This window comes from Variovorax sp. OK605 (assembly GCF_900115445.1).
Lineage (GTDB): Bacteria > Pseudomonadota > Gammaproteobacteria > Burkholderiales > Burkholderiaceae_C > Variovorax.
The window spans coordinates 136919-159881 of record NZ_FOWL01000018.1; the positions used below are offsets into that span (position 1 = coordinate 136919).

General features: G+C 67.3%; 24 protein-coding genes. 19 read left to right on the forward strand and 5 right to left on the reverse strand.

All coding sequences use genetic code 11. From position 1 onward, the window contains the following. Nucleotides 1-33 precede the first annotated feature (33 nt). Together BM013_RS33295 and BM013_RS33300 are read right to left on the reverse strand one after the other, a co-directional pair. The gene (locus BM013_RS33295; RefSeq protein ID WP_093133151.1) at nucleotides 34-774 is read right to left on the reverse strand and encodes a metallophosphoesterase family protein; all 741 of its coding nucleotides are present in this window, start codon (nucleotides 772-774) and stop codon (nucleotides 34-36) included. A 20-nt stretch (nucleotides 775-794) separates the two neighbouring features. Then, on the reverse strand, nucleotides 795-2522 hold the full coding sequence (locus BM013_RS33300) for a CorA family divalent cation transporter (protein ID WP_218153714.1): 1728 nt from the start codon (nucleotides 2520-2522) through the stop codon (nucleotides 795-797). 153 nt (nucleotides 2523-2675) lie between these two features. Between BM013_RS33300 and BM013_RS33305 the strand changes: the two genes are divergently transcribed. From BM013_RS33305 to BM013_RS33340, 8 genes are all read left to right on the forward strand, one after another. Further along, on the forward strand, nucleotides 2676-3347 hold the full coding sequence (locus tag BM013_RS33305) for an amino acid ABC transporter permease (protein ID WP_093133155.1): 672 nt from the start codon (nucleotides 2676-2678) through the stop codon (nucleotides 3345-3347). Between the two features lie 24 nt (nucleotides 3348-3371). Continuing rightward, nucleotides 3372-4025 (forward strand): amino acid ABC transporter permease, encoded by a 654-nt coding sequence (locus BM013_RS33310; RefSeq protein ID WP_093133157.1) that lies wholly within the window; start codon nucleotides 3372-3374, stop codon nucleotides 4023-4025. 52 nt (nucleotides 4026-4077) lie between these two features. Continuing rightward, nucleotides 4078-4875, forward strand: coding sequence for a transporter substrate-binding domain-containing protein (locus BM013_RS33315; protein ID WP_093133159.1), 798 nt, complete (start codon nucleotides 4078-4080; stop codon nucleotides 4873-4875). Between the two features lie 35 nt (nucleotides 4876-4910). Continuing rightward, the gene (locus BM013_RS33320; protein ID WP_093133161.1) at nucleotides 4911-5666 is read left to right on the forward strand and encodes an amino acid ABC transporter ATP-binding protein; all 756 of its coding nucleotides are present in this window, start codon (nucleotides 4911-4913) and stop codon (nucleotides 5664-5666) included. Further along, the gene (locus BM013_RS33325; protein WP_093133163.1) at nucleotides 5666-6409 is read left to right on the forward strand and encodes a sugar phosphate isomerase/epimerase family protein; all 744 of its coding nucleotides are present in this window, start codon (nucleotides 5666-5668) and stop codon (nucleotides 6407-6409) included. Before BM013_RS33320 ends, BM013_RS33325 begins: the two co-directional genes overlap by 1 nt. Before the next feature lie 39 nt (nucleotides 6410-6448). After that, nucleotides 6449-7402, forward strand: a complete 954-nt coding sequence (locus BM013_RS33330) for a sugar kinase (protein ID WP_093133165.1) — start codon at nucleotides 6449-6451, stop codon at nucleotides 7400-7402. Nucleotides 7403-7404: 2 nt separating this feature from the next. After that, nucleotides 7405-8385: a 2-hydroxyacid dehydrogenase gene (locus BM013_RS33335; RefSeq protein WP_177225638.1), complete on the forward strand. Its 981-nt coding sequence runs from the start codon at nucleotides 7405-7407 to the stop codon at nucleotides 8383-8385. Nucleotides 8386-8524: 139 nt separating this feature from the next. Further along, the gene (locus BM013_RS33340) at nucleotides 8525-9550 is read left to right on the forward strand and encodes a LacI family DNA-binding transcriptional regulator (protein ID WP_093133167.1); all 1026 of its coding nucleotides are present in this window, start codon (nucleotides 8525-8527) and stop codon (nucleotides 9548-9550) included. Here BM013_RS33340 and BM013_RS33345 read toward each other — a convergent pair. Beyond that, a complete protein-coding gene (locus BM013_RS33345) occupies nucleotides 9525-11180 on the reverse strand; it encodes a GMC family oxidoreductase (RefSeq protein ID WP_093133169.1) in 1656 nt (551 codons plus the stop codon). The two genes, BM013_RS33340 and BM013_RS33345, sit on opposite strands and share 26 nt — an antisense overlap. 300 nt (nucleotides 11181-11480) lie before the next feature. On the opposite strand from BM013_RS33345, the gene BM013_RS33350 reads away from it, so the two are divergent. The 10 genes from BM013_RS33350 to BM013_RS40885 all read left to right on the forward strand — a co-directional run bounded on the left by BM013_RS33350 (nucleotide 11481) and on the right by BM013_RS40885 (nucleotide 21010). Then, entirely contained in the window at nucleotides 11481-12512 is a 1032-nt protein-coding gene (locus BM013_RS33350) for an ABC transporter substrate-binding protein (protein ID WP_093133171.1), read from the forward strand. 4 nt (nucleotides 12513-12516) lie between these two features. Beyond that, the gene (locus BM013_RS33355; protein ID WP_093133173.1) at nucleotides 12517-13311 is read left to right on the forward strand and encodes an ABC transporter ATP-binding protein; all 795 of its coding nucleotides are present in this window, start codon (nucleotides 12517-12519) and stop codon (nucleotides 13309-13311) included. A 10-nt stretch (nucleotides 13312-13321) separates the two neighbouring features. Then, entirely contained in the window at nucleotides 13322-14188 is an 867-nt protein-coding gene (locus BM013_RS33360) for an ABC transporter permease (RefSeq protein WP_093133175.1), read from the forward strand. 88 nt (nucleotides 14189-14276) lie between these two features. Further along, nucleotides 14277-15659, forward strand: a complete 1383-nt coding sequence (locus BM013_RS33365) for an FAD-dependent oxidoreductase (RefSeq protein ID WP_093133177.1) — start codon at nucleotides 14277-14279, stop codon at nucleotides 15657-15659. Further along, nucleotides 15656-16837: a CaiB/BaiF CoA transferase family protein gene (locus BM013_RS33370; RefSeq protein ID WP_093133179.1), complete on the forward strand. Its 1182-nt coding sequence runs from the start codon at nucleotides 15656-15658 to the stop codon at nucleotides 16835-16837. Before BM013_RS33365 ends, BM013_RS33370 begins: the two co-directional genes overlap by 4 nt. Further along, nucleotides 16834-17610 carry an enoyl-CoA hydratase-related protein gene (locus BM013_RS33375; RefSeq protein WP_093133181.1) on the forward strand — a complete coding sequence of 259 codons (777 nt, stop codon included), beginning with the start codon at nucleotides 16834-16836 and terminating at the stop codon, nucleotides 17608-17610. The genes BM013_RS33370 and BM013_RS33375 overlap by 4 nt, the downstream gene beginning before the upstream one ends. Before the next feature lie 16 nt (nucleotides 17611-17626). After that, nucleotides 17627-17950: a ferredoxin gene (gene fdxA, locus BM013_RS33380; protein ID WP_093133183.1), complete on the forward strand. Its 324-nt coding sequence runs from the start codon at nucleotides 17627-17629 to the stop codon at nucleotides 17948-17950. A gap of 39 nt (nucleotides 17951-17989) precedes the next feature. Continuing rightward, entirely contained in the window at nucleotides 17990-18904 is a 915-nt protein-coding gene (locus BM013_RS33385; RefSeq protein WP_093133185.1) for a LysR family transcriptional regulator, read from the forward strand. A gap of 166 nt (nucleotides 18905-19070) precedes the next feature. Further along, complete coding sequence (locus BM013_RS33390; RefSeq protein WP_093133207.1) at nucleotides 19071-19913, forward strand: MurR/RpiR family transcriptional regulator; 843 nt, start codon at nucleotides 19071-19073, stop codon at nucleotides 19911-19913. Between the two features lie 518 nt (nucleotides 19914-20431). Continuing rightward, a complete protein-coding gene (locus BM013_RS40885) occupies nucleotides 20432-21010 on the forward strand; it encodes a hypothetical protein (protein ID WP_143098437.1) in 579 nt (192 codons plus the stop codon). Nucleotides 21011-21228: 218 nt separating this feature from the next. Here BM013_RS40885 and BM013_RS33395 read toward each other — a convergent pair whose 3' ends face one another. Both BM013_RS33395 and BM013_RS33400 read right to left on the reverse strand, forming a co-directional pair. Continuing rightward, the gene (locus BM013_RS33395; protein WP_093133187.1) at nucleotides 21229-21600 is read right to left on the reverse strand and encodes a hypothetical protein; all 372 of its coding nucleotides are present in this window, start codon (nucleotides 21598-21600) and stop codon (nucleotides 21229-21231) included. Between the two features lie 76 nt (nucleotides 21601-21676). Then, a complete protein-coding gene (locus BM013_RS33400; RefSeq protein ID WP_093133189.1) occupies nucleotides 21677-22165 on the reverse strand; it encodes a hypothetical protein in 489 nt (162 codons plus the stop codon). A 118-nt stretch (nucleotides 22166-22283) separates the two neighbouring features. Between BM013_RS33400 and BM013_RS33405 the strand changes: the two genes are divergently transcribed. Further along, nucleotides 22284-22963 (forward strand): transposase (locus BM013_RS33405; protein WP_177225639.1); only part of this gene is annotated, 680 nt, incomplete at its 3' end.

The window sequence follows — 22963 nt, forward strand, 5'->3', positions numbered from 1 at the left end:
GCGTAGCCGAAGCCGAAGCCGAAGCCGAAGCTGCTATCGCGGCAGGTAGCCGGTGCGCAGCGCGCTGGCCCAGTCGGGCCGCTGGCGCGAGAGCGCCAGCGCGGCCATGGGCCGATGGTCGTAGGGCACCGACAGCAGCGCGCAGGTCCATGCGCCGTCCCGCTGTTCGGCAATGGCGTAGCGCGCGTCCGGCGAACCCGTCTGCACGGCATGCGGGAACGGATGGATGTCGTCGTACGCCGGCAGGCCCACGCTGCCCGGGTTGACGATGAGCTGGCCGCTGGAGGCGCGAACCGCGCGCGGCACATGCGTGTGCCCGCATGCGACCAGTGGCGCACCGACCTGGCCGAGGCGCGCGTCGATCTCCGCCAGCGTGGCCGCACGGAACAGCGACGGTTCGACCGTCTCGAGAAAGTACGCGACGTCGCTGCTCGGCGTGCCATGGCACAGCATGACTTCGGGGCTCAGGCGCAGGCTCGGCTCGAGCGACGCCAGCCATTCGAACTCCTTCGGGCCCAGGCGGGCGTGCGCGAATTCGTCCGAAGGCCCCCATCGGCCCGGGCCCAGCGTCAGCAGCTGGCGTTCGTGGTTGCCGGCCAGGTGCACCCAGTCCTGCGCCATGAGGAACCGCGCGGTCTCCAGCGGCATCAACGGGCCGGACACGCTGTCGCCCAGGTTGACGACCAGGTCGGCGCCGCGGCGGGCGATGTCCTCGACCACGGCCTCGAGGGCCGGAAGGTTGCCGTGAATGTCCGAGACGATGGCGATGCGCATCGCGCGATTCTGCCGTCCGGTCAATCGGCGCCCGGCCGCCACACCCGCGCCAGCGCGGCCATCTTGCCGCGGAAACCCAGCTTGTCGTTCGACAGCGCGTCGATGAAATCCGACAGCCGCTGCGACTTCACCATCGTGTAGATGGTGAGCCAGGTGGTCGCCACGAACACCACGCCGAACCAGACCGCCTTGCGCCACAGCGGCGCGTCGGCCTCAGCCAGCAGGTTCATGCCCAGGAAGCCGGTGGTGATGGTGCCGATGAGCCCGAACAGCGTGACCACCGTGAGCCGCACGACGGTGCTGGCCTGGCGGCGCAGGCTGTCGGCGTCGAGGTAGGTGTTCATGTCGGCGATGCGCGCCTTGACCTCGTCGTACAGCGGGTCGAGCCCGAGGTGGGTGGCGCACATGTGCGAGAGCGCGCGCACCTGCGCCTGCTCGGAGATCTCGTGGAACCAGTAGCGGTGCGTGAAGCGCAGGAAGCGCTCGAAGCTCGCGCGGATGGCGCGCTTGAACAGCTTCACGCTCGGCGTGCTGCGGATGTCCAGCCGCTTCAGCGCCTCCACCAGCTGGTCGGAGAACATCAGCAGCGAGGCCTTCTGGAAGTGCGCGATCAGAAACAGCAGGAAGTGCTGGTGCCTGAACTGCGCGAGCACGCCGCGGTCGCGGCAGCAGAAGAACTCCGAGCGCGCATCGCCCACCACCACCAGCGCATGGCCGTTGCACAGGTAGCGCGTGTTGGGCGCCGCGCCCGCGTTCACCCAGAAGCGGTCGTAGCAGTACTTGTGCTCGAAGTCGGCGAGGTGGTGGTCGGCATAGGGCAGGTGGGCGTCGGTGGCGCCCGCGCCGGTGACCAGCGCGAGCCGCACGAAGTCGTCGCGCGTGAGGCGGCGCGGGTCGTCCAGCGACAGGTAGGCCATGACGGGCATGCGGTAGTACTCGATCTGCCGGTAGCGCAGCGCGCCGGGCTCGTCGGAGTAGTCGGTCACCAGCGGCTGCATCAGGTAGGCCCAGTGCGACGAGATGCGCGGCGCGCGGTGCTGGGCCACGTGCGACAGGAAGGCCTCGCGCTGCTGCGCGTCGGAGCTCGCGAGCACCCGGCCGTCGGCGGCCAGCCATTCGACGCTGGCCATGCAATGCAGCGCCGAGCCGTCGGGCTCCCAGCCGGAAGGGTACGCGCGCCCGAAGCGGTACAGGATGTCCTGCGCCTGCGCGAGGCTCAGGTGGTCGGCGCCGACCTCCAGGTTGAGCAGCACCACGTCGATGTCGAAGAAGAAGTACAGGTCGCAGTGGATCACCTGCAGCGTGACCGGCGCGTCGCCCGGCTGCGCGACCAGGCGCACCGCGGCCACGTCGTGGCGGCGGAAGATGCGCATGGGCGAATCGCCGTCGGCGCCGGCACTGTCGGTCGCGCCGCGCGCGCGCCCCTCGCCGTACAGGAAGCGCTGCACGTAAGGCAGGAAGCTCACGAACTCGTTGTAGTGCCGCTCGTGGAAGCGGCTGCTGTCGCCGGTGTATTCGTCGACCTCCTCGCGCCAGGGCGAGGCCTCGCCCATCTCGCGCAGCACGTGCCATGGCCCGTGGTGGGCGGGCTTGGCGTCGGCGGCGGGCATCAGCCGCAGGGGCCAGAGCAGCGCCTGCCTGAAATGCTGCACGGTGGGCGCGCCGGGAGAGGCTCCAGGGGCGCCAGCGGCGCTGGCAGCGAGCGCGTTCGCCTCAGCGGGCAGGGTGGCGGCGGGTGGGTTCAGCATCGCTCAGTGTAGGCAGCGGGTAGGACAAAACGACCACCTAGGGGAATCCCTAGGAGGGTCTGAAACCGGTTTCATATAAGCTGCAAGCATTGCTTTTCAGGCATGCACGGCGCACAACCGGCGTTTCCTGCACCTGTTGCGCGCTCGCCCACCATGAACTACCAGTTTCAATTCGACGCCGTCTTCGCCGCCTGGCCGCTGCTGCTCAAGGGCACCTGGATCACCGTCCAGCTGTCGCTCGTGGCCACCGTGCTGGGCCTGGTGGTGGCCATCTTCTGTGCCTGGGGCAAGACCTCGGGGCCGGGCTGGCTGCGCTTCATCGTCAATGCCTACATCGAGGTGATCCGCAACACGCCGTTCCTCGTGCAGCTGTTCTTCTTCTTCTTCGCGCTGCCGGCCATCGGGCTGCGCTGGTCGCCGCAAACGGCCGCGCTGGTGGCCATGGTGGTGAACCTGGGCGCCTACGCCACGGAAATCATCCGCGCGGGCATCGAGTCCATTCCCAAGGGCCAGATCGAGGCGGGCCGCGCGCTCAACCTCAAGCCCTGGGAAATCTTCCGCTTCGTGATCATCAAGCCCGCGCTGAAGGCCATCTACCCGGCGCTCACCAGCCAGTTCATCCTGCTGATGCTGAGTTCGGCGGTGGTCTCGGTCATCTCGGCCGACGACCTGACCTCGGTGGCCGCCAACCTGCAGTCGCAGACCTTCCGCAGCTTCGAGATCTACATCGTGGTCGCGGGCATCTACCTGGCGCTGGCACTCGCCTTCTCGGCGATGTTCAAGCTGATCTACAAGCGCACGCTCAACTACCCGGACCGCCGGTAAGAGACCACGGACGGAGCAGACACCATGCGTACCTTCGGCTATCCCGAATTCCTTTTCATCCTCGAAGCGGCCAAGTGGACGCTGGCGCTGTCGGCCATCGCCTTCGTGGGCGGCGCGATCCTGGGGCTCGTCATCGCGCTGATGCGCACGTCGGAGTCGCGCTGGGCCCGCGGCATCTCGACCACCTTCATCCAGATCTTCCAGGGCACGCCGCTGCTGCTGCAGCTGTTCCTGGTGTTCTTCGGCGCGCCGGTGCTGGGGCTGGACATCAACCCGTGGGTGGCCGCGGGCGTGGCGCTCATCCTGAACAGCGCCGCCTTCCTGGGTGAGATCTGGCGCGGCTGCATCGAAGCCATTCCGCGCGGCCAGTGGGAAGCGGCCGAGGCGCTGAGCCTCAAGTACGGCGCCCGCATGCGCGACGTGGTGCTGCCGCAGGCGCTGAAGATCGCGCTGGCGCCCACGGTGGGCTACGTGGTGCAGATCATCAAGGGCACGTCGCTCGCGGCCATCATCGGCTTCGTCGAGGTCACGCGCGCCGGGCAGATCGTGAACAACGCCACCTTCCAGCCGCTCATCGTGTTCTCGGTGGTGGCGGCCATCTACTTCGCGATCTGCTGGCCGCTGTCGCTGCTGGCCGCGCACATGGAGCGCAAGCGCGCCCGCGCGCTCGCCCGCTGATTTCCGTTTCTTCTTTCTCGTCGTTCCTTTCTTTATTCAGGAGACACATTCCATGACCCGTACCACCACCCGCCGCGTTGCCCTCGCAGCCCTGGGCCTCGGCGCCGCGCTGACCGTGTTCGCACCCTTCGCCTCGGCACAGTCCGTGGCCGACATCAAGAAGAAGGGCGAGATCACCATCGGCATGCTGGTCGACTTCCCGCCCTACGGCACCACCGACGCCAAGAACCAGCCCGACGGCTACGACGCCGACGTGGCCAAGCTGCTGGCCAAGGACTGGGGCGTGAAGGCCAACATCGTGCCGGTCACGGGCCCGAACCGCATTCCCTTCCTGCTGACCAACAAGGTCGACCTGCTGGTGGCCTCGCTGGCCGTGACGCCCGAGCGTTCGAAGCAGGTGCAGTTCTCGCAGCCCTACGCGGCCGCCACCATCGTGCTGTACGGCGCGACCAAGGCCCCCATCAAGGCCGCCGGCGACCTGAAGGGCCTGCGCGTGGGCGTGGCCCGCGCGTCCACGCAGGACGTGGCCGTGACCAAGGCCGCGCCGGAAGGCACCGAGATCCGCCGCTTCGACGACGATGCATCGGCCATGCAGGCCCTGATCTCGGGCCAGGTCGACGCCATCGGCTGCTCGGTGACCGTGGCCGCGCAGATCGCCAAGCGCGTGCCTGCCAACACCTTCGAAAACAAGTTCACGCTGGTGCAGCAGTCGATGGGCATCGCGATGCGCCCCGGCCAGGAAGAGCTGGCCAAGGCCGTGAACGAGTTCGTGCAGAAGAACACCGCCAACGGCGAGCTGAACAAGCTGTACCAGAAGTGGCTGCAGGCCGACCTGCCCAAGATGCAGTAAGCACCGCGGTTCAAAGAGGCTGAAGGAATCCTGGCATGACGACGGAATCGATCATCCGCATGGAAGCGGTCAACAAGTGGTACGGTGAATTCCAGGTGTTGACCGGCATCGACCTGTCGGTGCGCCAGGGCGAGCGCATCGTGATCTGCGGGCCTTCGGGCTCGGGCAAGTCGACGCTCATCCGCTGCATCAACCGGCTGGAGACGGTGCAGAAGGGCCGCATCGTGGTCGACGGCATCGACCTCACGGCCGGCGGCAAGAACGTCGACGCGGTGCGCGCCGAGGTCGGCATGGTGTTCCAGCAGTTCAACCTGTTCCCGCACCTCACCATCCTGCAGAACTGCACGCTCGCGCCGATGCGCTCGCGCGGCATGACGAAGGCGCAGGCCGAGGAGGTGGCCATGAAGTACCTCACGCGCGTGCGCATTCCCGAGCAGGCCAACAAGTACCCGAGCCAGCTCTCGGGCGGCCAGCAGCAGCGCGTGGCCATTGCGCGCGCGCTGTGCATGTCGCCCAAGATCATGCTGTTCGACGAGCCCACCTCCGCGCTCGACCCCGAGATGGTCAAGGAAGTGCTCGACACCATGATCGGCCTGGCCGAAGACGGCATGACCATGCTGTGCGTGACCCACGAAATGGGCTTTGCCCGCAGCGTGGCCGACCGCGTGATCTTCATGGCCGAAGGCAGGATCGTCGAGCAGGCGCCGCCCGAGGAATTCTTCGGCAACCCCAAGGACGAGCGCACGCGCCAGTTCCTCGGCCAGATCCTCAGCTCGCACCAAGGCCACTGATGTCCTTCGAGGTCCTGATCTCTCTGTCGTCCTTCGGTGCGGCCGAGGTGGGGCGGCACGGCCAGCTCTGGTGTTCGCAACTGGCCCGCGCGGCCGGTGCCGACTCGGTGGAAGTGCGCGGCGAGATGCTGCGCGACGCCGACGCCGAACTGCCCGCGCTCAACGGCCTGGCGTCCGTGTACTCCAGCCCCGAAGGCCTGTGGGCCGAAGGCGGCTGGCTCGACAGCGCCGCGCTCAAGCGGGGCATTGCCGCCGCCACGCGCGTGGGCGCCAAGCGGCTGAAGATGTCCATCGGCGACTTCCAGGCTGCGTCGCACGGCTCGCTGTGGGGCCTGAAGGTGGAGCTGGCCGAGACGCGCATCGAGCTCGTGATCGAGAACGACCAGACCGTGCGTGCCGGCACGCTGGCCGCGCTGCAGACCTTCTTCGACGTGGCCGACCGCGCCGGCGTGCCGCTGGGCATGACCTTCGACATGGGCAACTGGCACTGGGTGGGCGAGTGCCCGCTGCAGGCCGCCCAGGCGCTGGGCCACCGCGTGCGCTACGTGCACTGCAAGGGCGCGCAGCGCCTGCCGCACAAGTGGGTGGCGGTGCCGCTGGGCGACTCGGTCGCGCCGTGGCGCGCCGTGCTGCGCGCGCTGCCGGCCGACGTGCCGCACGCCATCGAATACCCGCTCGTGGGCGACGACCTGCTGGCCGTGACCCGCGCGCAGATCGACTTCATCCGCGCCGCGCGGGCCTAGTCTTCGCGGTCGCAGATCTCCCAAAGAACCCAGAACAACATGACAGATCCCATCGCCTTCGACGTGGCTCTCTTCGGCGAGGCCATGCTGCTGCTCGTGGCCGACCGGCCCGGTCCGCTGGAAAACGCCGAGTCGTTCTTCAAGCGCACCGCCGGCGCCGAGACCAACGTGGCCATCGGCCTGTCGCGCCTGGGCCTGAAGGTGGGCTGGGCCAGCCGCCTGGGCACCGACTCCATGGGCCGCGCGCTGCTGGCCGCGATGCGCGCCGAAGGCATCGACTGCTCGCACGTGATCACCGACGCCACGCAGCGCACCGGCTTCCAGTTCAAGGGCCGCGTCACCGACGGCAGCGACCCGCCGATCGAATACCACCGCAAGGGCTCGGCCGCGAGCCAGATGGGCCCGGCCGACGTCGACGAGGCCTGGCTGCGCTCGGCGCGCCACCTGCACGCGACCGGCGTGTTCGCCGCCATCTCCGAGACCAGCCTGCAGGCCGCGCTGAAGACCATGGACGTGATGCGCGCCGCGGGCCGCACCATTTCCTTCGACACCAACCTGCGCCCCACGCTGTGGTCGTCCACCGAGACCATGCGTCACTGGGTGAACGAACTCGCCTCGCGCGCCGACTGGGTGCTGCCCGGCATCGAAGAGGGCCTGCTGCTCACCGGCCACGACAAGCCCGAAGACGTCGCCAGGTTCTACCGCGAACGCGGCGCGAAGCTGGTGGTGGTGAAGCTCGGCGCCGCGGGCGCCTACTACGACAGCGACGTGGCCGGCACCGGCCATGTCGACGGCTTCCCCGTGAAGGAAGTGATCGACACGGTGGGCGCGGGCGACGGCTTCGCGGCCGGCGTGGTGAGCGCCCTGCTCGAAGGCAGGAGCGTGCCCGACGCGGTGCGCCGCGGCGCCTGGATCGGTGCGCGCGCAGTGCAGGTGCTGGGCGATACCGAAGGCCTGCCGACGCGGGCTCAACTCGAAGAAGCGGGGCTCTGACCATGACGCAGAAGAATGTTCTTGTTTTCCGGTCGTTGCCTGAAGACCAGCTGGCACGCCTGCAGGCTGCGCACCACGTCGTCGTGGCCGATCCGCGCAAGGAGCCCGAGGCCTTTGCCGCGGCGCTGCGCACCGCCCACGGCCTGATCGGCTCGAGCTACAACGTCGATGCCGCGCTGCTCGACGCGGCGCCGCAGCTCCAGGTGATCTCGAGCGTGTCGGTCGGTGTGGACAACTACCCGCTGGCCGAGCTGCACCAGCGCGGCATCGTGCTGTGCCACACGCCCGACGTGCTCACCGAGACGGTGGCCGACACGGTGTTCGCGATCCTCATGGCCACGCAACGCCGCGTGGTCGAGCTGTCGAACCTGGTGCGCGAAGGCCGCTGGACCAAGAACATCGGCGAGGAGCTCTTCGGCACCGACGTGCACGGCAAGACGCTGGGCATCCTGGGCTTCGGCCGCATCGGCCAGGCCGTGGCGCGCCGCGCCGCGCTGGGCTTCGGCATGCCGGTGCTGTACCACTCGCGCCGCGCGGTCGACCTGGCTTCGCAGGCCCCCGAGCTGCAAGGCCGCGCCGCGCACACGCCGCTGGACGACCTGCTGGCGCGCGCCGACATCGTGCTGGCCATGCTGCCGCTGACCGAGGCCACGCGCGGCATGATCGACGCCGCCTTCTTCGCGCGCATGAAGCCGGGCGCTTCCTTCATCAACGGCGGCCGCGGTGCCACGGTGAACGAAGAGGCGCTGCTGCAGGCGCTCGACCACGGCACCTTGCGCGCCGCCGGGCTCGACGTGTTCGCCAAGGAGCCGCTGTCGGCCGAGTCGCCGCTGCGCACGCACCCGCGCGTCACGCCGCTGCCGCACATCGGTTCGGCCACCATCGAAACCCGCCACGCGATGGCGGAGCTGGCCACGACCAACCTGCTGCAGGCGCTGGCCGGCGAGAAGCCGACGGCGCCGTACGACACGGCGTCCGCATGACTGACCTGTCTTGCCCCCTCTCCCCTCGGGGAGAGGGTTGGGGTGAGGGCGTCGGCCGCCGTGCGGACGCTGCCCTCGCCACCGCCGCGGGCCCTCACCCCAACCCTCTCCCCAAGGGGAGAGGGAGCGAGAGCCGCGCATGAAGCCGAGCGGGCGCGCCACCATTGGCGACGTTGCCGAGGAGGCCGGCGTTTCCAAGGCCACCGTCTCTCGCTTCCTGAACCACCGCGAGCGGCTGCTGAGCCCCGACATCGCCGCGCGCGTCGAGGTGGCCATCGCCAAGCTGGCGTATTCGCCGAGCCCGATGGCGCAGGCGCTGAGCCATGGCCGCTCGCGGCTCATCGGCCTGATCGTGGCCGACATCACCAATCCGTATTCGGTCGCGGTATTGCGCGGCGCCGAGAAGGCCTGCCAGGACGCCGGCTACCTCGTGATGCTGTTCAACCTCGGCAACGAGAGCGAACGCGAGCGCGAGGCCATCGATGCGCTGGCGGGCTACCAGGTCGACGGCTTCATCCTCAACACGCTGGGGCGCGGCAGCAACGTGGTCGACGCGGTCACGCTGCACGGCAAGCCGGCCGTGCTGGTCGACCGCCGCCACACCGGCATGCACACCGACTTCGTCTCGCTCGACAACCATGCGGCGATGACGGCCACCTGCGGCCACCTGGTCGACAGCGGCTACCGCGAGCTGCTCTACGTGACCGAGCCGCAGAAGGGCGTGAGCTCGCGGCGCGAACGCACGGCCGCCTTCGGCGCCTGCGTGGCTGCGCACGAGCCGCGCGTGGCCGGCGAGATCTTCGAGTGCGTCGAAGGCGGCCATGACGACCTCGACGAGGCGTTGCGCGCGCTGCGCCAGCGCGCCAGGCGCGCACGCCGCGCGGCGGTGGTGGCCGGCAATGCCGTGGTCACGCTGCGCGTGGCGCAGGCCATGGCGCGGCTGGGCTGGCAGTTCGGGGAAGACCTGGGATTCGTCGGCTTCGACGATCCCGAATGGGCCTCGCTCATCGGCCCCGGCCTGAGCACCGTGGCGCAGCCCACCGATGCCATCGGCCGCACGGCCGCCACCTGCCTGATCGAACGGCTGCGCGGCCTCGACGTGCCGCCGCGCCAGTTGCTGCTGCCCGGCGAGCTGGTCGTCAGGGGCTCGTCGCAGGCGCCCTAGCGTCCAGCACGGCGCGGTCGAAGGTGATCGGCCCGCGCATCCAGTCGGCCGCGCGCTCCGCGATCATCACGGTCGGCGCGTTGGTGTTGCCGCCGATCAGCGTGGGCATGACCGACGCATCGACCACGCGCAGGTTCTCGATGCCGTGCACGCGCAGCTGCGCGTCAACCACCGACAGGGCGTCGGTGCCCATCTTGCAGGTGCCCACAGGGTGGTAGATGGTGTCGGCGCGCGCGCGGATGTGGCGCGTCAGCTCTTCGTCGGTGTGGGCGTCGGCGGTGTAGAGCTCGCGGTGCCGGTAGCTCGCGAGCGCGGGCGCGCGCAGGATCTCCCGCGTCTTCTTCACGCCCCACAGCAGCAGCGCCATGTCCTCGGGCTCCGACAGGAAGCGCGGATCGATGCGCGGCGCGGAGGCAGGGTCGGCATCGTTCAGCCGCACGTCGCCACGGCCCTTGGGCCGCAGCACGCACACATGGCACGAGAAGCCGAACCCCGCATGCAGCTTGCGCGCATGGTCGTCGGTGATGGCGATCACGAAGTGCAGCTGCAGGTCGGGCCGCCGCAGTTCAGGTGACGACTTGACGAAGGCGCCGCCTTCGGCGAACGGCGTGGCGACCAGGCCCGTGCCGCGCTTGCGCCATTCGAAGATCGCCTTCAGCAGCTTCAGCCCCGCCACCGCGCCGATGCCGAAGAGCTCGGTGTCCTTGGAGGTGTACGAGAGGATGAAGTCGGTGTGGTCCTGCAGGTTGCGGCCCACGCCCGGCAGCGCATGCCGCACCGCGATGCCGTGCGGCGCAAGCTCGGCGGGGTCGCCGATGCCCGAGAGCATCAGCAGCTGCGGCGAGTTGAAGGCACCGCCGCACAGCACCACCTCGCGCCGCGCGTCGAGCGTTTCGGTCTTGCCGCCGCGCCGTACCTCCACGCCCACGGCGCGCCGCTCCTGCAGCATCACGCGCTGCGCCTGCGCGCCGGTCAGCACCGTGAGGTTGGAGCGCTTCATCGCCGGATGCAGGTAGGCCGCGGCCACCGAGCAGCGCTCGCCGTTCTTCGGCCCGCCGTGGAACTGCGTGACCTGGTAGAGGCCCGCGCCTTCCTGCTCGGGGCCGTTGAAGTCGCCGTTGCGCGGAATGCCGCACGACTCGGCGGCACGCACGAAGTCCTCCGCAATGGCGCGCGGGCTCTGCTGCTCGGCCACCTGCAGCGGCCCGTCGGCACCGTGCAGCGCGCTCGCGCCGCGCTGGTTGCCTTCGGCGCGAATGAAGTACGGCAGCACCTCGTCGAAGGACCAGCCGGCGCAGCCCGCGCGTGCCCAGTCGTCGTAGTCCTCGCGGTGGCCGCGCACGTAGAGCATCGCGTTGATGGCGCTCGAGCCGCCCAGGCAGCGCCCGCGCGGCTGGTAGCCGCGGCGCCCGTCCAGGCCCGGTTGCGGCACCGTCTGGTAGGCGTAGTTGTTGATGCGCGGGCGCCCCGGCAGCATGGCCACCGTGGCGGCCGGCGCCCGCACGAGAATGCCGCGCCCGTCGCCGCCGGCCTCGACCAGGCAGACCTGTACGCCCGGGTCTTCGCTGAGCCGCGAAGCCAGGGTGGCGCCGCCCGAGCCGCCGCCCACGATCACATAGTCGAACTCCATGAGGTGCCGTCCTTCGTGTTGTCTCGTCTCCGGTCTTTGCCGGGCGTGCGGATTTATACCGGCATACGAGGCCGCGTGCGCAACAAATCGGGCAGCAGCGCGCGCTGAAGGCGCGCTCGCCGGGCATTCACGTTTTCCCCGATGTGGTGCGCGCCGGTGCGCCGTGTGCACCGCAATGTCATTGTGAAGCGCGCAAGGGGACCTATTTTTTAGTTCGCCCGTTGCGAAAAACGGTGCTTGGTGCGCTCGCTGCGCGCTCCTAGCATCCGTTCACTTCATCGCATCCCAAAGGAATTCGCCATGGCCCAGCTCCGCGACCCCGGTCGCCGAAGTCTCCTCAAGACGTCCCTCATCGCGGGCGGACTCTCCGCCGGCGGCCTGCTCAGCGTCGACGCCTTCGCACAGGGCAAGGCGCGCATCAACATGCAGCTGGGCTGGATCGTCGGGGGCAACCAGATCGGCGAAGTGGTGGCCAAGCGCATGGGCTTCTACGAGCAGGAAGGCATCGACTTCGCGATCCAGCCGGGCGGGCCGAACATCGACGGCGTGGCCATCATCGCCTCGGGCCGCTACGAGGTCGGCCAGGTCTCGTCGAGCCCGTCGATCATGCTGGCCGTGTCGCAGGGCCTGCCGATCAAGTGCTTCGCGGTGGGCGCGCAGAAGCACCCTTACACCTATTTCTCGCTGGCCAAGAACCCGGTGCGCAAGCCCGCCGACCTGGTCGGCAAGCGCGTGGGCATTCCGTCGACCGCGGCGATCCTGCTGCGTGCCTTGCTCGCGAAGAACAAGATCGCCGAGAAGGACGTGAAGATCGTCTCCATCGGCGCCGACATGTCGCCGTTGCTCACGGGGCAGGTCGACGTGGTGACGGGCTGGCTCACCAACACCACCGCCATCAAGGTGCTGGGCCCCGACATCGCCTCGCTCACGCAGTGGGACGCGGGCGTGCGCCTGTACGCGCTGCCTTACTACGCGTCCACCAAGACGCTGGAGACGCAGCCCAAGGTCATCGAGGCCTTCCTGCGTGCCACGGCCAAGGGCTGGCACCACGTGCGCGCCAACCGCGACCAGGCGGTCGACATGCTGGTGAAGGAGTACCCCAACCTCAAGCGCGAGGACGAGCGCGTGGCGGTCGACGTGATGCTCGAGTACGCCTTCGGCGGTGCCGCGCAGACGCAGGGCTGGGGCGCGATGGACCCGGCCGTGTGGCAGGAACAGATCGCCACCTACGCGGAGCTGGGCCAGTTCACCGCGCGCACGCCGAAGGTGGAGGACGTGATCTCGCTCGACGCGCTGAAAGCCACCGCCGCCGCGCGGGCCATGAAGGGCTGACGCGATGGCCGCCGTTCTCAACGCGCCGCCTGCCTCCGCGCCCGCCATCGCCTGCCGCGACATCGGCGTGCGCTTCTTCACCGAGCGCCGCGACGTCACCGCCATCAAGAGCCTCGACCTCGACGTGGCGCAGGGCGAGTTCCTCACGCTGCTGGGGCCCTCGGGCTGCGGCAAGTCGACTTTCCTGCGCGTGGTGGCCGACCTGCTGCAACCCAGCCGCGGCCACATCGAGGTGCTGTCGTCCACGCCGCAGGCCGCGCGCAAGAACCGCGACATCGGTTTCGTGTTCCAGGACGCGGCACTGCTGCCCTGGCGCACCGCGCTGCAGAACGTGGAGCTGCCGCTGCAGGTGGGTGGCGGCGCGAGCCGCAAGGGCCGCCGCTCGCCGCAGGAACTGCTGGAGCTCGTGGGGCTGAAGGACCGCGTGAACGCCTTCCCGCACGAGATGTCGGGCGGGCAGCGCCAGCGCGTGTCGATTGCGCGCGCCCTGGCCAGCGACCCGAAGATCCTGCTGATGGACGAGCCCTTCGGCGCGCTCGACGAGATCACGCGCGACCGGCTCAACGAAGAAATCTTGCGCGTGTGGCGCGATACCGGCGTGACGATTCTCTTCGTCACCCACAGCATCCACGAGGCCGCGTTCCTCGGTCAGCGCGTGCTGATGCTGGCCGCCAACCCGGGGCGCGTGCGCGAGATCGTTCCGGTGGAACTGCCCGCCGAACGCACGCTGGAGATGCGCGAGTCCCCCGAATTCGTTCGCCTCACAAGCCATCTGCGGCGTGTGCTGGAAACCTGCTGAGGCCGATGCCATGAATACCCGTTCCATCGACACCGCCGTGCCGGTCGCTTCCAGCGCAACAGGCACAACAAGCGCCTCGGCCGACCCCGAATACCTGGCCTGGGCCGCCGCGCGACAGAAGCGCATCTGGCGCCGCCGCGTGCTGCCGGCGCTCGGCATCGGCGGGCTGCTCGTGCTGTGGTGGGCCGTGATTGCCGTGTTCGACGTCAAGCCCTTCATCGCGCCCACGCCCTGGGCCGTGCTGGAGACGCTCTACGCCAAGCGCGACGTGCTGCTCGACAACCTGCTGCCCACGGCCATGGAGGCGGCCGGCGGCTTCGTGCTGGGCAACCTGGCGGCCATCGTCATTGCGACGATCTTCGTGCACAACAAGACGCTGCAGGACATCTTCTTTCCGGTGGTGCTGATGTTCAACGCCGTGCCGCTGGTGGCCAAGGCGCCGGTGCTGGTGCTGATCATGGGCAACGGCATGGAGCCGAAGATCACCATTGCCGCGCTGGTGTGCTTCTTTCCGACGCTGGTGAACATGGTGCGCGGGCTGGAGTCGGTCAACCCGCAGGCGATGGAGCTGATGCGGGTGCTGTCGGCCAGCAAGACCGAGATCTTCTTTCGCCTGCGCCTGCTGAACGCGCTGCCCTACCTGTTCTCGGCCCTGCGCATTGCGGCGTCGATGTGCGTCATCGGTGCGGTGGTGGGCGAGTGGGTGGGTGCCACGGTGGGCATCGGCGCCATGATCCTGCAGGCCACCTTCAACTTCGATTCGCCGCTGCTGTACGCCGCGATCGTCATGAGCGCCACGCTCTCCGGGTTGTTCTTCCTGCTGGTCACGCTGGCGGAGAAGTGGGTCATTCGCTGGCAACCCGAGAGCGGGCAGTGACACGCGCAAAGACACGTGAAAAGTCGCGCGCAATGAATCGCACCGTGCACTTCGCACACATCCAAACATTTCAACAGGAGATAGTTCTATGAGCCGTATTGGCGACTGGATGCAGGAGAGCGCGCACGACGTGCGCGTGGCAGCCGAATCGGACGTGGTGGTGGTCGGTGGCGGCCCCGCGGGGCAGGCCGCGGCGCTGGCCGCCGCGCGCAACGGCGCGAGCGTGACGCTGCTGGAGCGCTACAACCACCTGGGCGGCCTGGCCTCGGGCGGCATGGTGCTGGTGCTGGACGACATGTGGGACAGCCACCAGCAGGAAATTTCGGTGCGCGGCATCTGCCTGGAAATGATCGAGCGCATGTCCGCGCTCGGCCTGGCCGAGTACCCGCGCCAGCAGGACTGGGGCACGCTGCCCGACGCGGTGCGGCGCTGGAAGCGCTGGGGCACCTACGACTTCCACAGCAAGGAAAAGCCGCACCCCATCTGCTTCGCCGCCGCCTTCGACCCCGATGCTTGGAAGCGCACCTCGCTCGAGATGGTGCTGCAGGCCGGTGTCGAGCTGCGGTTGCACTCGTGGTTCTCGCGCACGCTGGTGGAAGACGGCAAGGTCAAGGGCGTGGTCTGCGAGACCAAGGGCGGGCGCGAAGCCATCCTGGGCAAGGTGGTGATCGATGCCACCGGCGACCTCGACGTGGCCGCCTCGGCCGGCGCGCCGCACATCAGCGGCAGCTACATCGTGACCACCGTGTTCCGGCTGGGGGCAGTCGACACCGAGGAGGCCGAGCGCTTCGAGCGCGAGGACCCCGTGGCCTGGCAGGCGCTGGACCGCGAGATCAAGCACATGCTGGGCGGCGCGTGGGAGGCCTGGTGGCTGAAGACGCCGCTGCCCGGCGTGGTGTGGTGCAACTGCCCGCACATGCCGGGGCTCGACGGCCTGAAGGTGAGCGACCTGACGCGCGCCGAGGTGCAGGGCCGCGCCACCATCCACAAGGTGATCGAGTTCGTGCGCGCGAAGCTGCCGGGCTTCTCGCGCTGCACGCTGATCGACATGGCGCCGCAGACCGGCATCCGCCAGACCCGCCTGCTCGAAGGCGCCTACGTGATGACCAAGGAAGACGTGGCCCAACGCACGCGCTTCGAGGACAGCGTGGCGCGCGGGCGCGACTACTACTACCCGTACCGCACGCTGCTGCCGCGCAGCGTCGAGAACCTGCTGGTGGCCGGCCGGCACTATTCGGCCACCTCGGCCGCGCAGAAGATCTCGCGCGAGATTCCGCCCTGCATGGCCATGGGCGAAGCCACGGGCACGGCCGCGGCGCTGGCGTTGAACGCGGGCGTGTCGGTGCGCGAGGTCGACATCGCCAAGCTGCAGAAGACATTGCGTTCGCAAGGCGCCGACCCGGGCGACCAGAAGGGCCCGAACGCCGACGTGCCCGCCATCGCCCGCTCGTTCACCCAGGAGGCCGCATGAAAACCGACACCCACACCCACGCCAACGCACTGCCTCTCGACGGCATTCGCGTGATCGACTTCACGCAGGTGATGATGGGCCCGGTCTGCACGCAGATGCTGGCCGACCATGGCGCCGACGTGATCAAGATCGAACGCAAGGGCGCGGGCGACCTGAGCCGCTCGACCTTCGCGCCGGTGGCCGGCGAGGACAACCCGATCTTCTGCAGCCTGAACCGCAACAAGCGCAGCGTGGAAATCGACCTGCGCGACGAGGCGCAGATGGAACTGGTGAAGGCGCTTATTGCCGGCGCCGACGTGGTCACCAACAACTTCCGCGCCGGCGTGATGGAGCGCCTGGGCCTGGGCTACGAAGACTGCAAGCGGCTGAACCCGCGCATCGTCTACGCGGTGGGCACCGGCTTCGGCGAGACCGGACCGTATGCCCACAAGGGCGGCCAGGACGTGCTGGCGCAGGCGCTCACCGGCGTGATGGCGCGGCGCGCCGATGCGTCGGTGCCGGTGTCGATCTACCCCACGGCGCTGGCCGACTACACGGCCGGCATGCACATGGTGCAGGGCATCCTGCTGGCGCTGCTGCAGCGCGAACGCACGGGCGAGGGTCAGAAGATCTCGGTGTCGCTCTACAACTCCATGCTGGCCATGCAGATGCAGGAAGCGGCCATGGTGATGATGGAAGACTCCGAGGTGAACTGGGCCGCCATGCCGCTGTCGGGCGTGTTCGACACGCAGACTGGGCCGCTGGTGCTGGTGGGTGCGTTCAAGGCCAACCCGCTGCGCGACATCTGCACGGCGCTGGGCCTGGAAGACCTCTCGCTCGACGCGCGCTATGCCACGCTGAAGGCGCAGTTCGCGAACAAGGCGGCGCTGCATGCGATCTTCGACGAACGATTCGCCGGCAACACGCGCGAGCACTGGCTGGCGAAGCTGGAAGAGCAGGACCTGCTCTCCGCCCCGGTGCGCGACATGCGCGAGGCGCTGGTCGATCCGCAGACGCTGCACAACGCGATGATCCTCGAGGCTGGATCCGCATCGGGCCGTCCGCTGAAGTTCATTGCCAGCCCGATCCACATGTCGGGCGCCAAGGCCGGCCTGCGCCGCGAGCCGCCCAAGCTCGGGCAGCACACGGCCGAGGTGCTGGCCGAGGCGCGCGCGCTGATCGAGGAGGCCGACGCATGAGCGTTCTCTTCGAAGTGGCCGACCATGTCGCCACCGTCACCATCGACCGGCCCGAGGTGCTGAATGCCGTGGACCTGCCGACCGAGGCCGAACTGCAGCGCATCTGGCGCGAGATCGAGTCGCGCAACGACATCCGCGCGGTGGTGCTCACCGGTGCCGGAGAGCGCTCGTTCTGCGCGGGCGCGGACCTGAAGAACACCTCCAACCTCAAGGGCGTGGAGTACTGGGCCGCGGCGCGCCCCGGCGGCTTCGGCGGCATCGCGCTGCGCGAGACGCTGGACGTGCCGGTGATCGCGCGCGTCAACGGCTTTGCGCTGGGCGGCGGCTTCGAGATGGTGCTGGGCTGCGACATCGTCGTGGCCTGCGAAGAGGCCAGCTTCGGCCTGCCCGAGCCGCTGGTCGGCCGCCTGCCGCTGGACGGCGGCATGCTGCTGCTGCAACGCCAGATTCCCTATCGCCAGGCCATGGGCATGATGCTCACCGGCCAGCGCGTGAAGGCGCAGCGCGCGCTGGAGACGGGCTTGGTCAACGAGGTGGTGCCGCGCGCGGAGCTCGACACGGCGGTGAACCGCTGGGTGCAGCAGATGCTGGCCTGCGCGCCGCTGTCGCTCAAGGCCATCAAGCAGGTGGTGCGGCGCACCGGCACGCTGTCGCCCGCCGAGGCGCACCGCATGCGGCTGCCGGCGCTGGTGGACGCGCTGCAGTCGGAAGACGCGAACGAAGGCGTGCTGGCGTTCCAGCAGAAGCGCAAGCCGCAGTGGCAGGGCCGCTAGGCCCGCGCTGGATGCCATGCCCCACGTCATCACCGCTGCCTGCATCGACATCAAGGACGGCGCGTGCGTCAAGTGCTGTCCGGTCGATTGCATCTACGAAGGCGAGCGCACTCTGTACATTCACCCGGATGAATGCATCGACTGCGGCGTTTGCGTGTCCGCCTGCCCCACGCAGGCCATCTACGAAGACCTTCGGCTGCCGCCCGAAATGGCACATTTCACGGCCATCAACCGCGATTTCTTCGCGGCGAACGTCAGCGGGCTGGGCTCGCCCGGCGGCGCGGCCGACACCGGGCGCGTGGCCTGCGACCACCCCGACATTGCACGCCTGGCCGGTTGAGCCGGCGCAAGCGCCGGCCCCGCACGGGAGGGCCGGCTGATGCACGCGAGCATTCTCAAGTACTTCATCGAGGTGGCGAGCTGCGGCTCGGTGCGCAAGGCCTCGGAGCGGCTCTTCGTGGCGGCGAGCGCCGTCAACCGGCAGATCCACAAGCTGGAAGACGAGCTGGGCGTGGAGCTGTTCGACCGCATGCCCAACGGCCTGCGGCTCAATGCGGCCGGCGAGCGCTTGCTGAAGCACGCACAGGAAACCTTGCACGAGTACCAGGTGATGCGCACCGAGCTCGACGCGCTCAAGGGAGAGCGAACCGGCCACGTGAAGGTGGCGGCCATGGACTCGTTCTTCGAGGAGATGCTGCCCTCCGCGGTGGAAGACTTTCTGCAGGTGTTCCCTGCCGTGACCTACACCATCACCGCGGTGCAGCCCATGGACGTGGCGCAGATGGTGATGTCGGGCCAGGTCGACGTGGGCATGACTTTTGTGAGCCGGTTGCCGGGCGGCGTGGCGGCGGTGGCGCTGGCCAACCTGCCCATCGGCGTGGTGATGCCGCCGGGCCATCCGCTGGCCAACCATGCGAGGGTGTCTCTGAAAGAGTGCGCGCGCTACCCGTTCCTGCGCTCCAGCTCGCACCCGGTCATCAGCGCCGCGCTGTCGCCCGAGTTCGCCGCGTTCTGGGACGACATGGAGCCGGCCGCCACCTGCAATTCGACGCCGATGCTCAAGCGGCTGATCATGGCCGGCAAGGGCATCTCATGCTTCTCGAAGATCGCCTTCATCGAAGACCTGAAGCGCGGCGACCTGATATGGCGCCCCTTCGAACTGCCCGCGCTGCAGCAGTTGCAGGTCGGTATCGTGGTGCCGTCGCAGCGCGTGCTGCCGCATGTGACGCAGAACTTCGTCGGCCGCATGGCGCGGCGGCTGACCCAGCTCGAGATTGCGGCTGCGGCGGTGTGAGCGTGTGAACCATCCGCGATGGCGGTGAGGGCGGCGAGGGCGGCGAGGGCGGTGATGGCCATGAGGGCCATGAGGGCGGCGTCGCACGCCGCAATCCTGCTTTCAGCCGCCGGCCCCGGCTGAAATGCTGCAGGCACGCCGTGGCATCATCGCGTTTCCAGACGCCATGGCACCTTCCGCAGACTCCTTCGTTCGCCGCGTTCGCAGCCAGCTCGACCAGCTGTCCGCCACGGAGCGCCAGCTTGCCGACTTCGTGCTCGAATTCCCGGGCGAGCTGGCGAGCTACGCCGGCAACGAACTGGCCGAGCTGGCGGGCGTGTCGCCCTCGACGGTGAGCCGCTTCATCCGCCGCATCGGCTACGAGAACTACGAGGAAGCCCGCCGCCAGGTCCGCGAGGAAAAGCAGACCGGCTCGCCGCTGTTCCAGAACGCCACCGAGGCCTCCAAGCGCGGCCACCTGGTGGCCACGCACTTCCAGCAGTCGCAGGCCAACCTGGCCAGCACCTTCGACCGGCTCGACGACCGGCAGATGAGCGAGATCGTGAAGGCGATCATCGGCGCGAGCCAGGTGCTGATCTTCGGCAGCCGCAGCAGCCATGCCTTCGCGCAGTACCTGCGCTGGCAGATCATCCAGGTGGTGCCGCGCGTCACCGCCATCCCGGGGCCGGGCGAGACGCTGGCAGAACACCTCGCCGGCCTGGGCACGCGCGACTGCGTGATCGTCTTCGGCACGCGCCGGCAGACGCGGCAGATGGACACCCTGCTGCAAGCCGCCAGCCGCATCGGCGCGCGCATCGTCTACATCAGCGACCAGGCGTCGCCCGACTTCGCCGGCGCCACGTGGTCGCTGCAATGCGATTGCCGAGGGCCGGGGCTGCTGGACAACCACACCGCGGTGATGGGGGTGTGCGATCTGCTGGCCACCATGGTGATCGAGGCTGCCGGCTCGGCGGGGCGCAAACGGCTCGCTGCGATCGAGCTCGGGCACGAGGAAACCGGGGAGCTTTGAGGCGCTGTGGGCAGTCGCTTGACGTGACCCCGCGTTGTCTTTGAGATCGACGACTTGTGCGGAAACTTGTCACTCAGTGCGGAGCTGTTGTTTCGCTCAACTTGGACCGCTTCGAGGTTTGAGCCGCTGAAATTGGAATTTGGCGGTTGAGTCTGAGAATTCAGGTGGGAGCATGAGGGGCTGGTTCGCGTCCCATAGCGATCGTCGGGCGCTCCCGGAAGCGGACGTTCGCTGAAGGTCCGGATCAGAGCCCGGCGTACAGCCACCTCGGGCCCGAAGCTGACGGTGGGCACCATCTGCAAAAGCGGTCATTTACTCAAAACTCGGCTTGCTCGCAGTCCGAAACGTATCCTCGAAGAACTCTGACCCTGTTTGCTTGCAAGCTATATTTTGACTAGTTGAAGCGTGCTTGGTTTGGCGGAATTTTTTATACGTGGATGCTTCAACAGATATACGCTGTCAAATCCATACTGCAGGTTCTTCTGGGCATATAACGTAAGGCCGCTTCGGCATCCCCCATGAAATTTAAGTTCGCCGCTAGCCTCTTGATAGTTGGTTCGTGCATGCTGTCTCTTGCGTTTTTTCTGCCCGTCGAGCAGATGGACACACATGTTTATGGTCACAGCAACCCAAGCAACTCGATTGCATACGCCATTCCGGGAACCGCCGGGGTGATGGCAAGATGTACGGTGCCCGATCAGAGTATTCAAGCCATGAAACCCGATACCGAGATCGTGGTCAAAACCTCCATATTAGGTACTTGCATCGACGTCGGTGAGATTCGCTGCCAGAATTTGGTCTGTTCCAGTGAAGCCCAAGGCATCATCGACGCTGACCAATTCATTCGTGGCGCAATGCAGTATGCCTATGGAGACAAGTACCAAAGTGTCGGGATTCTGTCGCACGAAAACCCCGGATACCTTCCTCAAATTCGCAGGTGGCCGAACGTCAGGCATGTCCTGAGTCCAGAACGGTATTCGGTTCGTTTGCCGGACCAACTTGTGATTCTCGATAAAGAGGGAAAAGCTCTCACATCGCGAAGGTGTGGTGCAACTCAAGGATACTGCCAGGGGGTTCCGCGAAGGGTACCTTTGTGATAAGGCTGCGGCCAAAGCTGGCCATCAACGCGGACGCCCTGCGGCGCCTGCGCGCTTCGCGCACTCGTTGAGCAAGACGCCGGTTACGTCCACGTTGAGAGTCCGCTTTAATTAGCAGCCACCGACAGCTTCTGGCCGACTGTAGCCGAATGGCGGCCGACGCCACAGGGCCCACAAGAGACATTCAGCTTTCTCCAAAGCCGACGTTCACGGTTGCTTCAACTCTGAACCCACGGCTCTTGGCGCAGGCCTGAAATGTTCTTGTCCCGTGCGAGTTTCCAGAGTCGCAGCGCATCGTCAAAGGTAACGCGATGCAGGTGCAAAGCGGCGACAAGCTCGTCCTCGTAGTCCGCGTCAGCCCACTGTTCGAGCACGACATCTCCGCGGCGGTAGACGTAGACAACGAACATCGGCCCCTCGTCGCTTCCGAAGCGAAGGAAGGCGCCACGATGCTCCTCGTAGTCAGCTTCAGTCAGTTGGGGATGGTCTTCGATGAAGACCTGTCTGAGGGCGTCTTCCAGGTCGCGGTCAGATGGGTCGCGAATGTCGCCGCCAAATCGGCGGTTGAGGATAAGAAACGATTCACTCAAGCAATGTCTCCTGATGGCCGAATCCTGCAGTAGCTTGAAAAATAGTGGGATGCGCAAAGCGGACCTTCGCCGTTGATCAGTGAAGTGCGGCGATCCGTTCGCGCGTGAGATATTCCTCGTAGCGTCCGAAGGTTGGAGCGACGGCATAGTTGCCGCTGACATCAGCTTGTGCTTTCGCATCTTCTCGAGAATATCTAGGGATGAAATGCTCCCGCCACATCCGCACGTTTCCATCGGGCTTGAAGGTGTAGCAGCTTCCACTGAATACCTTATCCGATTCGCCTTCGTACGATCGATGCACCGCCATCGTCAGGAAGAACTGGTTCGGTGCTATTTCCTGGAAGGAGTATGAGAGCGCTTCCCGAAGGTTCTCGTCCAGAAAATCGACAGCAACGAACTTCGCGCCGATGGTAAGCACATGACTTGGCCTTACGTCAGAACTCACAAGCACGCCGTAGTTTTTCCCTGATGCGTGGGCAGTGCTCGCCTGCTCCTCGGTCCACATCTCCGGCGCATATCGTTTCGCCGCGAACCAGCTCTTGCAGTAGAAGAATATGGGGTTCATTGTTCAAGCGTGAATCCAAAGGTCGAACGTCCGGTATTGGCCGAGGCTGTGTGAAAAGACTTCCAGTCCCGCTCTTTCAAAATTAAAATTGGTGCACCCGTTCTGAGCGAGGTGCCCCATGAAGCGATTCATCCAAGGCGAGTCCCGCGAGCAAGTCACCTTGCTGCCCGAATGCCTTGACGACTATATCGGCCAGGACAACCCGGTGCGCATCGTTGATGCCTTCGTCGAGGAACTCGATCTTCTCTCGCTGGGCTTCGGTGGCGCCGACCCCGCAGTCACCGGGCGCCCCGCGTACCACCCGGGTGTGCTGCTTAAGCTCTACATCTACGGCTATCTGAACCGCATCCAGTCCAGCCGCCGCCTTGAGCGCGAAGCCCAGCGTAACGTCGAGCTCATGTGGCTGACCGGGCGCCTGACGCCCGACTTCAAGACCATCGCCGACTTCCGCCACGACAATGGCGCGGGCATTCGCAATGTCTGCCGTCGCTTCATCGGTCTGTGCCGCGAGCTCAAACTCTTCACGCAAGCCATCGTGGCCATCGATGGCAGCAAGTTCAAGGCTGTCAACAGCCGCGACCGCAACGTCACGCCCGCCAAGATCGATGCGCGCCAGCGCCAGATCGAGCAGAGCATCCAGCGCTACCTGGACGCGCTGGAGACGGCGGATCGCACACAGCCTGCTGAGGTGGAAGCGAAGACCGAACGCCTGCAGGACAAGATCCGAACCCTGCGCGCGCAGATGCGCCAGCTCGACGAGACCCAGGAGCAATTGAAGAAGCTGCCCGACGGGCAGAT

Excerpts from the sequence above, each read along its gene's own strand:
- BM013_RS33385 (WP_093133185.1), top strand. The coding sequence starts at position 17,990 with ATGCACGCGAGCATTCTCAAGTACTTCATCGAGGTGGCGAGCTGCGGC.
- BM013_RS33330 (WP_093133165.1), top strand. The coding sequence starts at position 6,449 with ATGACAGATCCCATCGCCTTCGACGTGGCTCTCTTCGGCGAGGCCATG.
- BM013_RS33400 (WP_093133189.1), bottom strand. The coding sequence starts at position 22,165 with ATGAACCCCATATTCTTCTACTGCAAGAGCTGGTTCGCGGCGAAACGA.
- BM013_RS40885 (WP_143098437.1), top strand. The coding sequence starts at position 20,432 with ATGAAATTTAAGTTCGCCGCTAGCCTCTTGATAGTTGGTTCGTGCATG.
- BM013_RS33360 (WP_093133175.1), top strand. The coding sequence starts at position 13,322 with ATGAATACCCGTTCCATCGACACCGCCGTGCCGGTCGCTTCCAGCGCA.
- BM013_RS33325 (WP_093133163.1), top strand. The coding sequence starts at position 5,666 with ATGTCCTTCGAGGTCCTGATCTCTCTGTCGTCCTTCGGTGCGGCCGAG.
- BM013_RS33365 (WP_093133177.1), top strand. The coding sequence starts at position 14,277 with ATGAGCCGTATTGGCGACTGGATGCAGGAGAGCGCGCACGACGTGCGC.
- BM013_RS33300 (WP_218153714.1), bottom strand. The coding sequence starts at position 2,522 with ATGCTGAACCCACCCGCCGCCACCCTGCCCGCTGAGGCGAACGCGCTC.
- BM013_RS33315 (WP_093133159.1), top strand. The coding sequence starts at position 4,078 with ATGACCCGTACCACCACCCGCCGCGTTGCCCTCGCAGCCCTGGGCCTC.
- BM013_RS33340 (WP_093133167.1), top strand. The coding sequence starts at position 8,525 with ATGAAGCCGAGCGGGCGCGCCACCATTGGCGACGTTGCCGAGGAGGCC.
- BM013_RS33295 (WP_093133151.1), bottom strand. The coding sequence starts at position 774 with ATGCGCATCGCCATCGTCTCGGACATTCACGGCAACCTTCCGGCCCTC.
- BM013_RS33350 (WP_093133171.1), top strand. The coding sequence starts at position 11,481 with ATGGCCCAGCTCCGCGACCCCGGTCGCCGAAGTCTCCTCAAGACGTCC.
- BM013_RS33370 (WP_093133179.1), top strand. The coding sequence starts at position 15,656 with ATGAAAACCGACACCCACACCCACGCCAACGCACTGCCTCTCGACGGC.
- BM013_RS33355 (WP_093133173.1), top strand. The coding sequence starts at position 12,517 with ATGGCCGCCGTTCTCAACGCGCCGCCTGCCTCCGCGCCCGCCATCGCC.
- BM013_RS33310 (WP_093133157.1), top strand. The coding sequence starts at position 3,372 with ATGCGTACCTTCGGCTATCCCGAATTCCTTTTCATCCTCGAAGCGGCC.
- BM013_RS33335 (WP_177225638.1), top strand. The coding sequence starts at position 7,405 with ATGACGCAGAAGAATGTTCTTGTTTTCCGGTCGTTGCCTGAAGACCAG.
- BM013_RS33305 (WP_093133155.1), top strand. The coding sequence starts at position 2,676 with ATGAACTACCAGTTTCAATTCGACGCCGTCTTCGCCGCCTGGCCGCTG.
- BM013_RS33375 (WP_093133181.1), top strand. The coding sequence starts at position 16,834 with ATGAGCGTTCTCTTCGAAGTGGCCGACCATGTCGCCACCGTCACCATC.
- fdxA (WP_093133183.1), top strand. The coding sequence starts at position 17,627 with ATGCCCCACGTCATCACCGCTGCCTGCATCGACATCAAGGACGGCGCG.
- BM013_RS33320 (WP_093133161.1), top strand. The coding sequence starts at position 4,911 with ATGACGACGGAATCGATCATCCGCATGGAAGCGGTCAACAAGTGGTAC.
- BM013_RS33345 (WP_093133169.1), bottom strand. The coding sequence starts at position 11,180 with ATGGAGTTCGACTATGTGATCGTGGGCGGCGGCTCGGGCGGCGCCACC.
- BM013_RS33390 (WP_093133207.1), top strand. The coding sequence starts at position 19,071 with ATGGCACCTTCCGCAGACTCCTTCGTTCGCCGCGTTCGCAGCCAGCTC.